Consider the following 14158-nt stretch of genomic DNA (forward strand, 5'->3'; position numbering starts at 1 on the left):
AGTAGCCTGAGGGAAATTTCATCATCGGTACGAGCCATCTGCATGTTAAAGCGCGTGTTTTACAGCCTGTCTGTCCTGGTCGGCATACTGCTGTTGATCGTGCTGGGTCTCGACCGCTGGATGAGCTGGAAAACAGCCCCCTACATTTTTGATGACCTACAGGATCTCCCCTACCGTCAGGTTGGTGTGGTGCTTGGCACCGCCAAGTATTACCGCACTGGCGTCATAAATCAGTATTACCGGTATCGTATTCAGGGCGCGCTGAACGCCTATAACAGCGGCAAGGTGAACTATCTGCTGCTGAGCGGCGATAACGCGCTGCAAAGCTATAACGAGCCGGTGACGATGCGCAAAGATCTGATTGCCGCAGGCGTCGACCCGGCCGATATCGTGCTCGACTACGCCGGATTCCGCACGCTTGATTCCATCGTGCGTACCCGCAAGGTGTTCGACACCAATGATTTCATCATCATTACCCAGCGTTTCCACTGCGAGCGGGCGCTGTTTATCGCCCTGCATATGGGCATTCAGGCGCAGTGTTATGCGGTGCCATCGCCAAAGGATATGCTGAGCGTGCGCGTACGTGAGTTTGGCGCTCGTTTTGGCGCGCTGGCTGACCTGTACTTATTCAAACGTGAACCGCGCTTTTTAGGCCCGCTGGTGCCGATCCCAACGATGCACGAAGTGCCAGAGAATGCACAGGGTTACCCGGCGGTAACGCCAGAGCAGTTGCTGGAAATTCAGAAGAAGTAATTCAGATCTACAATGCGTGATATAAAACGCATTACTCTCTTTTTAGACACCTAATGAGTGATATAAGTAGCAATACTTGTTTTTATCACTGACTATGAGTAATATTTTACACATTGTCGCGTTATGGAGGTGAGATGGAGACGTTAACCGTACAGGCATATCTGAACGAAACATGGACGGATATCGCTCTCATCAAATATCCAGGAAGTGAAAAAAATGACTGGAATACCACGCAGTTAGACTATCTCACTGAGTATGCGATTAATTTTCTCGACTATGATGATTTTCACGCAGTCTCAGTCAATCACCCTGTATCACTCTTTTTTGATGACCATGGCCAACCGGGCTGGCTGCGATTTATCGACGATATTATTCCCGCCGGAGCAAGCCGCCGTTACTGGATTAATGCGCTCGACATCAGTGAATTACCCGTTGGCCAGCAAAATTTCTTATTGCTGAAATTTGGCACAATGTCCCCTGTGGGGAATTTGCGCATAAAAGAATCCGTCCCAGAATGGAATAAATTCGCCAGCACTAAAACGTTTACGGTTGCGGACGTAATCGATCGTGCGGCCGATTTTCTGGATTATGCCCAGGAAAGAGGCGCGGCGGCGGGTGGTGCAACCGGTGCTGGCGGTGAAGCGCCTAAACTTTTGCTGCGCTGTAGTGAAACTGATGCCATCTGGATCGATACCTGGCAAAACGAGCCGGATAACCGGGACCGCTATTATTTGGTTAAATATCCACGCGGTAACAGGACAGAAGTTGATTGTAATATTCTGCGAGCTGAATTCCATTATTATCATGAGCTTAACGCGATGGGTTTTTCCACGATCCCAGTGGAAACAATGCGCCTTGAAGAAGGTAGCCATTACCCGTCTCTGTGGTTACCGCGTTTCGACATAGTGAGAAATGAGCAGGACCAACTGGTCAGGCTGGGTATGGAATCGGTGTATTCGCTATTACAAAAGGCACCCGGCACCCTCCTTGATCATGAGACAACGTTGCGCACGTTAATTAATAAAATCACCTCCAGCCATATGGTCCAGCAGCAGGGCTATCATTTTGATATTCCGGGATTTGTAACAGAATGGGTGCGTCGCGATCTGCTAAATATTATTTTTGGAAATAGTGACAACCATGGGCGAAATACCGCCTTTGTGAAGGCTGAAAATCAAATTATGCTCTCCCCTGTATATGACTTTGCGCCGATGAAAGCCGATCCTGAAGGGATACCAAGAACCCTGAAGTGGTCATTATCTTGCGAATCAGGAGGGGATTATAATTTCAACACTATCGCACAAACGCTGGCGGAGTGGATCCCTCCCACAACATTACTTGATGCTCTGCATGAAACAGCCGTTCAGCTTATTGATCTCCCGGAAAGGCTGGCGGCGCGAGGCGTTCCGGAACAGATAATGGAAATGCCCGCGATGGGTTTTCGCTACATCCCGGATAAACTTTCCCGTTGGGGTTTATTATGAAAACACCTAATGAAGCTGAATCAGAGCTTTTACAGACATTAGCTCAAGTACGCAGCGTAAATAAAAAGCGACATCATGACGAGGCGGAAGATCCGGACAAGCCATCGGTAGTGAAGAGGCAACGCGTTACACAAGGCTTAACGCGGATTAGTACTCTTGATCGCCAGGCTGTACTGCATGCAGCCATACGGGACATTTTGCTGGGGAAAATTACACAGGGAGAGGCGCTGAAAAGGCTCAGGGTCGAGGTGTTAGGGCTGAAGCAGGATGAATATGCAAAGCTGGTCAGCGTATCCCGGAAAACATTGTCGGATGTAGAAAATAACAGAGGCAATTATTCCGCTGACGTCATAAATAAAATCTTTAAACCCTTTGGGCTTCAAACCGGACTAGTGCCCGTTTCAAAATCGCTTATCGCTTCACTTTTCTCATAAAAAAACCCGCATCGCTGCGGGTTCTTTCATTCCAGCGCTTATTTCTTACGCGCGTACTTCAGTGAATCCAGCGCAACCGCGAAGATGATGATGGCGCCCTTGATGATGTACTGCCAGTAGGGGTTCACGCCGATGTAGGTCAGGCCGTAGTTGATAACGGTGAAGATGATCACACCGGTCACCACGCCCAGCACGGTACCCACGCCGCCGCTGAAGGAGACGCCGCCAACCACGCAGGCTGCAATCGCATCCAGTTCGTACATAAAGCCGAGGTTGTTGGTTGCAGAGCCGATACGGCCCGCTTCCAGCATCCCGCCGAAGGCGTAGAAGACCCCGGACAGGGCGTAAATCATCAGCAGGTTCAGAGCCACGTTGACCCCGGACACTTTCGCCGCTTCAGGGTTACCGCCGATAGCAAAGATGTTTTTACCGAAGCGGGTTTTGTTCCACAGGATCCAGACGAACGCCACCGCAATCAGCGCATAGAAGGTGATGTAGGAGAGACGGAAGCTGCCCAGCGCAACAAACCCCTGCGTGAAGGTCGAGAAGCCGCTGTCGAAGCCAGAGATTGGAGACGCGCCGACGAAATCGTAGTACAGGGAGTTGATACCATAAACGATGATCATCGTGCCAAGCGTGGTGATGAATGGCGTCACGTTCAGGTAAGCAATGATGATGCCGTTAATCAGGCCAATTACCGCGCCGATGGCGCACACGATCAGGATCACCACGAAAATCGGCATGGTCGCCATCTCCGGGAACACCTTGTTAGCGTTTTCCATCGACTGCAACAGGGTTGCCGCAATGACCGCCGCCAGACCCACCTGGCGCCCTGCCGAAAGGTCAGTCCCCTGGGTAACGATAAGTCCCGCCACGCCAAGCGCGATAATAATACGTACGGAAGACTGGGTCAGAATGTTACTCAAGTTCAGCAGACTTAAGAACGTAGGGTCCTGGAAAATAATAATCGCCAGCAAGACTAAAAGAACAACGTAAATACCGCCTTCTTTCAGATAAGTGAGAAAACTTTTTTTATTTAACGCACTCATGAGGAGCCCCTGATCTTAAAGGTGCAAAGACGCAAGACGCAAAATTTCGTTTTGCGTTGTCGTTTTGGTTTCAACAATACCGGCAACGAGACCATTGCTCATAACCAGAATACGGTCTGTGATCCCTAACAATTCCGGCATTTCGGAAGAAATAATAATGATCCCTTTATCTTTTTTCGCCAGCTCGGCGATCAGCTGGTAGATCTCAAATTTTGCACCCACGTCGATACCGCGCGTAGGTTCATCCAGCATCAGAATTTCAGGCTGGGTTAATAGCCAGCGTCCAATAATGACTTTCTGCTGGTTCCCTCCCGAGAGTGAGCCAATTTGCGTGCGGTGGCCCGGCGTTTTCACGCGCATGGAGTCAATCACCCACTGGGTATCGCTCTTCATGCGGGAATTATCCAGCAGCCCGACTTTGTTTTTGTAATTGCGAATATTAGAAATTAACGAGTTAAAGTTAATATCCAGATAAGCGTAAATACCGGTGGAACGACGCTCTTCCGTCACCAGCGCAAAGCCATTATTAATGGCTTCGTTGGCGTTGTGGTTGTTGATCTTCTTACCGTGCAGCGTAATGGTGCCTTCTGCTTTCTCCCGGATACCAAACAGGGTTTCCACGATATCGGTGCGCTTAGCGCCCACCAGCCCTGCGATGCCAAGGATCTCCCCCTTGTGCAGATCGAAAGAGACATCGCGGATAGACGGCTGACGCAGCGAGGTCAGGTTACGCACCTCCAGAATCACTTCGCCTGGCTTGTTTTCTTTATCCGGGAAGCGCTGGTTCAGGGAACGGCCAACCATCATGGCGATAATCTTGTCCATGTCCAGCCCTTCCAGCGGCTGGGTGGCAATCCACTGGCCGTCGCGCAGGATGGTGATTTCATCGCACAGCTGGAAGATCTCTTCCATTTTATGTGAGATATAGACAATGCCGCAGCCGCGATCTTTCAGCTTACGAATAATGGTAAAAAGGTGGTTAACCTCTTTTTCCGTTAATGACGATGTCGGTTCATCCATGATCACGATTTTCGCATCATAGGAGAACGCTTTGGCAATTTCGATCATCTGCATCTGGGAAACGGATAATGTCCCGACGCGTGCGCGCGGGTCGATATCAATATCCAGCTCATCAAAAATGGCTTTGGTGTCGCGATACATTTTATCCTGATCGACAAAGACACCTTTGGTTGGATAACGACCCAACCACATATTATCCATAACTGAACGTTGCAGAACCAGGTTTAATTCCTGGTGTACCATCGAGATACCGTTCTCCAGCGCTTCTTTCGCTGAATGGAAGTCGATCTCTTTTCCCTGAAAAAGAATGCTGCCAGAATCTTTTTGATAGATCCCAAAGAGGCATTTTAATAATGTTGATTTACCCGCACCGTTTTCACCCATTAACGCATGAATAGAGTGTGGACGAACTTTTAAATTAACATTATCGAGCGCCTTAACACCGGGGAATGACTTGTTGACACCGGTCATTTCCAACAAGTATTCACCGGACGACTGAGTAGTTGTGCTGACCATAATTATACCTTGTTGGCCTCGCATATCGCGTTATAAAAGGGCGCAACGAATTGCGCCCAGTGAAGACAATGCAGATAACTTATTTACCGATAAACTCAGCCAGGTTGGACTGGTCTACGCCCACGTAAGGAACGCGAACGATTTTGTTGTCAATTTTCCAGTTAGTCCCGTCAGCGGCGCCTTTACCGTCGGCCAGGTTTTTCGCCAGATCGAAGGTGGCTTTCGCCTGGTTGTTGGCATCGTTCAGCACGGTACCGGCCATAGCGCCAGATTTCACCAGCGCCAGCGCTTCTGGCAGGGCATCCACACCGAACACAGGAATGGCGGACTTGTTGTGGGCTTTCAGGGCTTCAACGGCACCCATTGCCATCGCATCGTTGTTGGCGATGACCACTTCAATTTTGTTGGCGTTCGGACCAGAGAGCCACGCGTCCATCTTATCTTTCGCCTGAGCGGTGTCCCACATTGCGGTGTCTAACGCCAGCTGCTGGGTTTTCAGGCCCTTGTCGTTCAGCTCTTTAATAACGTAGGTGGTACGTGCTTCAGCATCCGGATGGCCCGGTTCGCCTTTCAGCAGAACGAACTGAATCTGACCATCTTTGTTCAGATCCCAGTTCGGGTTCGCCGCCCAGTGTTTCGCAATCAGATCGCCCTGGATAATCCCGGACTCTTTGGAGTCGGTACCCACGTAATACGCTTTATCGTAGCTGTCCAGCGCCTTACGGGAAGGTTCTTTGTTGAAGAAGACAATTGGCACGTTCTGGCCGCGCGCTTTCTCGATCACCGTGCCTGCCGCAGCCGGGTCAACCAGGTTAATAGCCAGCGCTTTCACGCCTTTTGCCAGAAGAACGTCAATCTGATCGTTCTGTTTGGACTGGTCATTCTGGGAGTCATTCATCAGCAGCTGCACGTCTGGCGCTGATTTAGCATCTTTTTCAATTGCTTTACGCACAACGGACATGAAGTTGTCGTCGTATTTATAGATAGTCACGCCAATACGGGTATCCGCTGCGTGCGCTGCTGCGCCAAAAAGCATGCTTGCCATGACAGCAGACAGAGTCAACACCTTCTTATTCATGGTATCTCCGGTTTTTTTTATGCAGGGTAGTTCTTGTGAAAAACGGTCGGCGGGCAGAAGTTAATAAAACGTTACTGATCGCCGAAGTTCACTTATAAAATGTCCAGCTTCCGTGTTCGGTAACGCTCCAGAAATGCGTTTTATTCGTTGTTTGAGGCATGCTGGTAACGGTAAAAGTGAATAATCACCGTTACATTGTGTTTCAGCCCCTAAAACGCTGACATCATAGACAGCGGCTTGTTAAGATACTGTGAATTTACTCACAGATTGAAAACGGTTACATCACGTGATGTTATCAGTTAGTGATCGGAGCCACAGTTTGTCGGATAGCGACCGAATGGCGGCGAACTAAAGTCGGCATAAAACAATGCGTTGCGTCAGGATCTAACAGCCCTGCCGCCCCCTGTAACGCCAGCTCTGTCGCCAGTTTCGCCATCGACGCAATGGGGTAACGCACCGTTGTCAGCTGCGGATCGGTGTAACGGGCAATCGGGATATCGTCAAAGCCGATCAGCGATAAATGCTGTGGCACCGCAATGCCGTTGTCTTTCAGCGCGGTAAGCGCACCTGCCGCCATGCTGTCGTTATAGGCAAACACGGCCGTCAGCTGAAGATTACGCCCCAGCAGTTCCACCATTGCCGCTTCACCGCCCTGCATGTCCGGCGAACCGGTACCTACCCAGCTTTCCAGCGGCGCAATGCCCTGCTCTTTCAGGGCGTTTTGCCAGCCCTCGCGGCGCATCATGTCGTCTTCAATACCGTGGCTGGAGGCCAGATAACCAATGCGCTGATGGCCGTTGCTGATGAGCATCCGCGTCGCCATCATCGCGCCGCTGATGTTATCCAGACCGACGCAGCGGTGCGCGTAGCCGGGGACGATACGATTGATCAGCACCATGCCGGGGATTTGCTCCATAAACCCGGCCAGCTCTTCATCGCTCAGGGCTTTAGAGTGCACAATCAGGGCGTTACAGCGCTGGCGGATCAGTACCTCAATGGCATAACGCTCTTTTTCAGCCTCGTGATAGCTGTTGCCAATCAACACATATTTCTGGTGCTGCTGGGCAACGACGTCCACCGCTTTGACCAGCGCGCCGAAGAAGGCGTCAGACACGTCCATCACCACTACGCCAATGGTATCGCTAACCTGCGTCGCCAGCGCCTGGGCATTAGCGTTTGGCCGGTACCCCAGCTGGGTCACGGCTTTCATTACGGTTTCACGCGTTTCAGGGCTGACCAGCGCACTGTTGTTCAGCACGCGGGAGACAGTAGCAACAGAAACACCCGCCTGGCGGGCGACGTCACGAATGGTGATCATATTCACCACCCTTTAAAGGATTGCAGCAACTCACAGACACCCCCTGTGTTTAGCAAGGTGGCTATTCTGGCAGCGAGAGAGAGGAGACTACGTGAAGAAGCTCACACAGATGAAAACGCTTACATCCGTTTTGTTAATGATTGTGATCCAGATCGTTATCTGGATGTATTACGCAATGACACGCCCGAAGCACGGGCGGTTAACCGTCGCCATGCCCATTCCAGCGGGCCCTGGCGGAAAAAACGCAGCCAGACAACCGAAAACACCACGTTAACAATCCAGACCGGAATAACAAACGCCAGCAGCGTCAGGCGGTCGAATTTCATAAACAGGCCGAATCGGTAGAAAAGCGTGGTGCATATCAGCGTTTGCAGGATGTAATTGCTTAACGCCATCCGCCCAACGCAGGCCACCGCACTGACGATCCACAGGCGGGAAAGCTGGGGCCAGAAGCCGTAGATCAGCGCCGCATAGCCAATAGTCTGGAACGGCGCGCTCAGTTCGCGCGGCACCTGCAACAGGAATGCACACCAGCGGTAATCCCACTGAAGATGCCACTGCATCATCACCGCCGGGAGGTTGATGATCACGCCGAGCAGCACCAGCCCTGCTCCCGTACGACGATAGTGTCGCAGGCTAAATTCCCCTTTCAGCCAGCCGGTGCGCATCAGGGCTGCGCCCATCAGCATCATCCCCGCCAGTTGCCAGCCGTATTGCGCGCCCAGCGCCAGCAGGTTATCGCCGAGCATATCGGCCCGGTTGCCTATCGCTTCCATGCCGCCTTTCAGCTTCCAGAACTGCTCATATTGCAGGTTGGCCGCATCCGGGATCCATGAACGACTGGTGGAAGCATCGGCAATCATGCCAAGCAGCAATAACACGGCCAGTCCCATGACATAGAGCATCACGCCGGTATTAAACAGGCTTTTCACACCGGGCGCGTCGCGGATCAGCCGCCAGCAAATCAGCCCCACCAGACCATACGCGAGCAGAATATCGCCGTCCCAGAACAGCAGCCCGTGAATAAAACCGAGGATAACCAGCAGCGTTAAACGCGACTGGATCCAGCGCGTACCGCGTTTGAGGAGAAGCTGAAGTCCCGCGCCAAACAGAAGCGCAAAGAGGGTCAGGAATTTAACCTGTGCAAAGAGATCGAGGATTGCCCACGTCCAGGCGTCGCTGCGCGTGATGTCGCCATACCACGCAGGATTCAGATAGGCGGCCTTCGGCAGACCGAAGGCGCTGATATTCAGCAGCAGGATACCGAGAATGGCGACGCCGCGAACAAAATCGAGCGTGACGTTTCGCTCCATGGTCCCTGCCCTGTCTGATTAGTTGTGGTGACGCACGGCGCGCAGGAACTCCTGGCGGGTGTTCTGGCTCGATTTGAACAGGCCGCCCAGCGAAGTGGTGGTGGTTGCGCTGGTTGCATCACGCACGCCGCGCGCTTTCACGCAGTAGTGCACCGCGTCGATAGACACCGCCACGTTGTTAGTACCCAACAGAGTTTGCAGTGCGGTCAGGATCTGCTGCGTCAGACGCTCCTGCACCTGCGGACGCTGGGCAAAGAACTGCACGATGCGGTTGATCTTGGACAGGCCAATGACCGTATCTTTTGGAATATAGGCCACCGTCGCTTTACCATCGATGGTCACAAAGTGATGCTCGCAGGTGCTGGTCAGCGTGATATCGCGTACCGTCACCATCTCATCGACCTTCATCTTATTTTCAATGACGGTGATTTTCGGGAAGTTCGCGTAATCCAGGCCGGAGAAAATTTCGTCGACGTACATCTTCGCGATGCGGTGCGGCGTCTCCATCAGGCTGTCGTCGCTCAGATCGAGATTCAGCAGTTGCATGATCTCCGTCATATGGCCGGCGATCAGACTCTTGCGGGTATCATTGTCCAGCTCCTGCACGGGCGGGCGCAGTGGCGTTTCAAGACCGCGCGCAACCAGCGCTTCATGGACAAGGGCTGCTTCTTTACTGAGTGATGACATTCTTTTCTCCTGCAGGTGTGGCGTCTTTTGCCCTCGTTGTGGCAAAAGTGTGCGCTCATTGTGCGTGAGGCGACGCACATAATCCAGTATTCACGACGATAATTATTGCAATTGCTGTTGCCTTTCAGCCTGACGGTTCCAGACTAACGCTCCGCCAACGAACAGCGCGATCCCCGCCAGCCCCAGCGCAGGTTCCAGCCGATGCGTGAGCCAGGTCGACAGAGCCGACGTGACCGGACCCACCAGCTGACCAATGGCATACCCGGTGGTGAGCAGTCCCGCCATATAACGCGTGTGGTCTGGCGCCAGCTCGCGACCGTACAAAAGAGAGAGCTGCACGGCGCAGAGGAACCCGCCGCCCACCAGCAGCCCACCCGTCAGCAAGCCGCCTATGCCCGGCAGCAGCCAGGCCGCCAGCACGCCAATCCCCTGTAACCACAGAACAATCGCCAGCCTGCGGTTAGCGCTTGATGTATGCCGCAGGGCAATGCTGAGCGCAATTCCCACCACCGAGGCGGCGCCAAATATCGGCCAGACAAACTGGGCAAACAGGCTGCCAGGAAAACGCACCGCCGCCATTTGCGATAAAAAGGTCGCCGGGAGGATATAGCCGAACCCTGCCAGGCTGTAGCTCCAGACCAGACGCTTGAGATCTGCGGTCAGCAGCAGCGGTTCAGGCGCGGTACCGGGCCGATGGAGCTGCCCGGACCGCGGCAGGTAGCGCGCCACCAGCACAATCAGCACCAGCGCCAGTACGCCGTAGATTTGCCATGCCGCCCCGGCGGACAAGGATTTCGCCTGAATATAGACCGCCAGCAGGCCGCTCAGGGCGATGCCGGCCCCGGGTCCGGCAAAGACGGCCGCACTGAGTCCCGGTTTGCCCAGCTGCCCCAGCCGCTCGTTGGTCCAGGCGGCAATCAGCACCATCGACCAGCCGCTCATGCAGCCGATCACAAAGCGCAGCAGACCGTGAACAACGGCATTATCTGCCGCCGCGGAGAGCAGCGTTAGCGCCACCGCACCGGTGATGCCAAGCCAGAGACGCGTTTCAACGAAGCGATGGGCGCGCATGGCATCCCATGCCCCCACCAGATAGCCCAGATAGTTCATTGCCGCCACCAGCCCCGCGCTGGTAAGCGTGAGTTGCCCGGCGGCTATCATCAGCGGCACCTGAGGCGTGAAGGCGAAGCGCCCTATCCCCATCGCCACGACCAGAACCACAAATCCGCTGAGCGCGATACGCAGCGCCATGATCGCTCCAATTGTTAAAGAAAAGTAAATTTATGATGCAACATCTCGCCGTCCTGCGAAAGAGAAAGTTGCTCACAGGTCAATGAAAACTCTGTATTATGCGTTTTATGAATCGTCTTACCTTTAAGGAGCCCTGCATGGAACTGCTCGAAGAGCATCGTTGTTTTGAAGGTCGACAGCAGCGCTGGCGGCACGACTCCACCGCGCTGAATTGTGCTATGACGTTCAGCATTTTCCTGCCCCCTGCGGACAATCCACCGGTGCTGTACTGGCTTTCAGGCCTGACCTGCAACGACGAAAACTTCACCACCAAAGCGGGTGCCCAGCGTATTGCCGCCGAACTGGGCATTGCGCTGGTGATGCCAGATACCAGCCCGCGTGGCGATGACGTGGCCGACGATGCCGGATACGATTTGGGTAAAGGCGCCGGGTTCTATCTCAACGCCACGGAACAACCGTGGGCGAGCCATTACCGCATGTATGACTACATTCGCGATGAACTGCCTGCCCTGGTGCACTCTCAGTTCGCGGTCAGCGAGCGCTGCGCGATAAGCGGACATTCGATGGGTGGCCACGGGGCGCTGATAATGGCGCTGAAAAATCCGGGGAAATACACCAGCGTGTCCGCATTTGCGCCGATTGTGAACCCAACGCAGGTGCCGTGGGGGCAAAAAGCCTTTACGCACTATCTGGGTGAAGAAGCAGAAAAATGGCAGGAATGGGACAGCTGCGCGTTGATGCTGGCGAGCGACTCGGTGAATGCGATCCCGATGCTTATCGATCAGGGCGATGCGGATCAGTTCCTCGCCGGACAGCTACAGCCTGCGGTGCTGGCGGAAGCCGCGCACCAGAAGGACTGGCCGCTAACGCTGCGCATTCAGCCGGGATACGACCACAGCTATTACTTCATGGCGTCCTTTATTGAGGATCATCTCCGCTTCCATGCGGAGCATCTGTTCAGATAAGTTCCGCCTTTTGCCCGGTAGCGCCTCCTGCCTACCGGGTCTTCCCCTCCCCCTCTTTACATACTTCTATCCGCTTGAATCCAGGCTGATTTCTGTCGCCGATACCCAAACACAAATGATTTCAATTATCATTTGTGTTTACAATTCTACATTCTTTTGTACAATTCCAGGCTCTTCTCCATCTCAAAGAGTTCTTACAAGACAAAAACATACAGTTCTCAGGGTTATCCCGATGGAGTTTTATTCATTTTTATACGGAATGTACAAATGACAATACCGCGCATTAAGCTCCTGGCCGTCGCCATTGGCGCTGCCACATGTTCCCCCTTCGTTCACGCAGCCGATCAGGACACCGTTGTCGTCACCGCGACGGGTTTTGAACAAAAAATCCAGAATGCCCCCGCCTCCATCTCTGTGATTTCAAAACAGCAGATTGAAGATAAAGCCTACCGTGATGTTACCGATGCCCTGAGAGACGTCCCGGGCGTTGTCGTCACTGGCGGCGGGAGCAGCAGTGATATCAGTATTCGCGGCATGGCCTCTCAGTACACCCTGTTCCTGGTGAACGGCAAACGCGTCAGTACGCGAAGCACCCACCCCAACAGCGACAACTCGGGTATTGAACAAGGCTGGCTGCCGCCGCTGGAGTCCATTGAGCGCATCGAAGTCATCCGCGGCCCGATGTCCTCGCTTTACGGCTCCGATGCTATGGGTGGCGTAATTAACGTCATTACCAAAAAAGTCTCGAACACTAAAGCCTGGACCGGTTCGTTGCATGGCGATGCGACCTTCCAGGAAAACAATGATTCCGGCGATATCTTCCAGACCAACGCCTACGCTTCTGGTCCCCTGATCGACGGACTGCTGGGCGCAAAAGTGACGGGGCTGTTGTCACGCCGCGCAGAAGATAAAATCGTGAACGGCTATAACGAGCAGAAAATGCGTAACGGTGGCATTACGCTGAACTTCACGCCGGACGAGAAGAACGATTTCGACCTCGACTTTGCTCGCGAGCTTCAGGACAGAAACAGCACCCCGGGGATGTCGAAAGCGGCTGAAACCTGCCGGGGAACAACCTGTACGCCAAATACCAAAAGCGACTCGCGCTATGAGCACACGACCTACTCGTTAACCCACAGCGGGTATTACGACGACTTCAATACCACCAGCTATATCCAGCAGGAAGAGACCAATAATCCAGGTCGCGAAATGCGCTCCTATAACACCACCTTCAACAACCAGAACCAGATTTTCCTCGGCGATCATACGTTGACCCTCGGCGGGCAGTATCGTTATGAGAAACTGCGCGACAAGGGTAATCAGCTGGAAGCTGCTGACGGCCTGAACAAACTGACGCGCTGGAGCTGGGCCCTGTTTGCCGAAGATGAATGGGCAATGACGGAAAGCTTTACGTTGACCGGCGGCCTGCGTATGGACAAAGACCAAAACTACGGTACTAACTGGACGCCGCGCGGTTACGGCGTATGGCACCTGGCCGATCAGTGGACGTTAAAAGGCGGGGTTTCGGCTGGCTATCGTGCGCCGGATCTGCGTCAGTCGTCTGCCAGCTGGGGCCAGGTAACGGGTGGCGGCCGTCTTGACGGTATCATCGTTGGCAACCCGGATCTGAAACCAGAGAAGAGTCTGAGCGAAGAGCTCGCCCTGCTCTGGGATAACAACGATAACCTGAATGCCGGCGTAACGCTGTTTAATACCGACTTCAAGGACAAGATTACGGAAGTTCGCCGCTGTAACAGCAGCGCCGATCCCGCCTGTACGATTGGCGATCACAGCTATGATTTCGTCAGCGATCGCGTCAACGTGGACAAAGCCAACATGCGCGGTGTGGAGTCCTCCTTCGGGTGGAAAATCACGCGCGATGTGAACTGGACTGCAAACTACACCTATACGGAGTCTGAGCAGAAGAGCGGCCAGTTCTCCGGCAAGCCACTGAACAAAATGCCGAAACACATGTTCAACACCACCCTGGACTGGCAGGCGACGCCAGATGTCGGATTCTGGAGCCGTCTGAACCTGCGCGGTAAAACGTCTGAGTACCTGAGCCGCACGTCAATGTCCCAGGGTACGCCGTCCTACACTCAGGTTGATGTCGGTATGCGCTACAACGCCAACAAAAACCTGCTGGTTACTGCCGGTGTGTATAACGTGCTCGATAAGCAGATTGATTACGATACGTATGACACCGTGCTGGATGGCCGTCGCTACACCGTCGGCATGACCTACAGCTTCTGATCTGCCCATAAAAAAGCCCGCTCAACTGAGCGGGCTA

12 protein-coding genes are annotated in these 14158 nt (G+C 53.5%); 5 read left to right on the forward strand and 7 right to left on the reverse strand.

What is annotated here, in order from left to right; genetic code table 11:
* Positions 1 to 42: 42 nt before the first annotated feature.
* From sanA to ACOTX5_RS02985, 3 genes are all read left to right on the forward strand, one after another.
* Complete coding sequence (sanA, locus tag ACOTX5_RS02975) at positions 43 to 753, forward strand: outer membrane permeability protein SanA (RefSeq protein ID WP_017383381.1); 711 nt, start codon at positions 43 to 45, stop codon at positions 751 to 753.
* A 134-nt stretch (positions 754 to 887) separates the two neighbouring features.
* A complete protein-coding gene (locus ACOTX5_RS02980) occupies positions 888 to 2237 on the forward strand; it encodes a type II toxin-antitoxin system HipA family toxin (RefSeq protein ID WP_045333653.1) in 1350 nt (449 codons plus the stop codon).
* Positions 2234 to 2671: a helix-turn-helix transcriptional regulator gene (locus ACOTX5_RS02985; RefSeq protein WP_045333654.1), complete on the forward strand. Its 438-nt coding sequence runs from the start codon at positions 2234 to 2236 to the stop codon at positions 2669 to 2671. Before ACOTX5_RS02980 ends, ACOTX5_RS02985 begins: the two co-directional genes overlap by 4 nt.
* Positions 2672 to 2709: 38 nt before the next feature.
* Here ACOTX5_RS02985 and mglC read toward each other — a convergent pair whose 3' ends face one another.
* The 7 genes from mglC to ACOTX5_RS03020 form a co-directional block, all read right to left on the reverse strand.
* Positions 2710 to 3720 (reverse strand): galactose/methyl galactoside ABC transporter permease MglC, encoded by a 1011-nt coding sequence (mglC, locus tag ACOTX5_RS02990; protein ID WP_003859318.1) that lies wholly within the window; start codon positions 3718 to 3720, stop codon positions 2710 to 2712.
* A gap of 15 nt (positions 3721 to 3735) precedes the next feature.
* Positions 3736 to 5256: a galactose/methyl galactoside ABC transporter ATP-binding protein MglA gene (mglA, locus tag ACOTX5_RS02995; RefSeq protein WP_003859320.1), complete on the reverse strand. Its 1521-nt coding sequence runs from the start codon at positions 5254 to 5256 to the stop codon at positions 3736 to 3738.
* A gap of 79 nt (positions 5257 to 5335) precedes the next feature.
* Positions 5336 to 6334, reverse strand: coding sequence for a galactose/glucose ABC transporter substrate-binding protein MglB (gene mglB / locus ACOTX5_RS03000; protein WP_017383382.1), 999 nt, complete (start codon positions 6332 to 6334; stop codon positions 5336 to 5338).
* A gap of 295 nt (positions 6335 to 6629) precedes the next feature.
* Positions 6630 to 7652 carry an HTH-type transcriptional regulator GalS gene (gene galS, locus ACOTX5_RS03005; RefSeq protein WP_003859324.1) on the reverse strand — a complete coding sequence of 341 codons (1023 nt, stop codon included), beginning with the start codon at positions 7650 to 7652 and terminating at the stop codon, positions 6630 to 6632.
* Between the two features lie 155 nt (positions 7653 to 7807).
* Positions 7808 to 8965, reverse strand: a complete 1158-nt coding sequence (yeiB, locus tag ACOTX5_RS03010) for a DUF418 domain-containing protein YeiB (RefSeq protein WP_015572318.1) — start codon at positions 8963 to 8965, stop codon at positions 7808 to 7810.
* An 18-nt stretch (positions 8966 to 8983) separates the two neighbouring features.
* Complete coding sequence (gene folE, locus ACOTX5_RS03015) at positions 8984 to 9652, reverse strand: GTP cyclohydrolase I FolE (protein ID WP_015572317.1); 669 nt, start codon at positions 9650 to 9652, stop codon at positions 8984 to 8986.
* A 102-nt stretch (positions 9653 to 9754) separates the two neighbouring features.
* Positions 9755 to 10903 carry a YbfB/YjiJ family MFS transporter gene (locus ACOTX5_RS03020; RefSeq protein ID WP_017383385.1) on the reverse strand — a complete coding sequence of 383 codons (1149 nt, stop codon included), beginning with the start codon at positions 10901 to 10903 and terminating at the stop codon, positions 9755 to 9757.
* A gap of 137 nt (positions 10904 to 11040) precedes the next feature.
* Between ACOTX5_RS03020 and fghA the strand changes: the two genes are divergently transcribed.
* On the forward strand, positions 11041 to 11868 hold the full coding sequence (fghA, locus tag ACOTX5_RS03025; protein ID WP_045910726.1) for an S-formylglutathione hydrolase: 828 nt from the start codon (positions 11041 to 11043) through the stop codon (positions 11866 to 11868).
* 267 nt (positions 11869 to 12135) lie between these two features.
* Positions 12136 to 14121: a ligand-gated channel protein gene (locus ACOTX5_RS03030; protein WP_234101213.1), complete on the forward strand. Its 1986-nt coding sequence runs from the start codon at positions 12136 to 12138 to the stop codon at positions 14119 to 14121.
* The last annotated feature ends 37 nt before the right edge of the window (positions 14122 to 14158 follow it).

Origin of the sequence: Enterobacter cloacae complex sp. IR5441 (assembly GCF_049238215.1) — a bacterium.
Lineage (GTDB): Bacteria > Pseudomonadota > Gammaproteobacteria > Enterobacterales > Enterobacteriaceae > Enterobacter > Enterobacter hormaechei_C.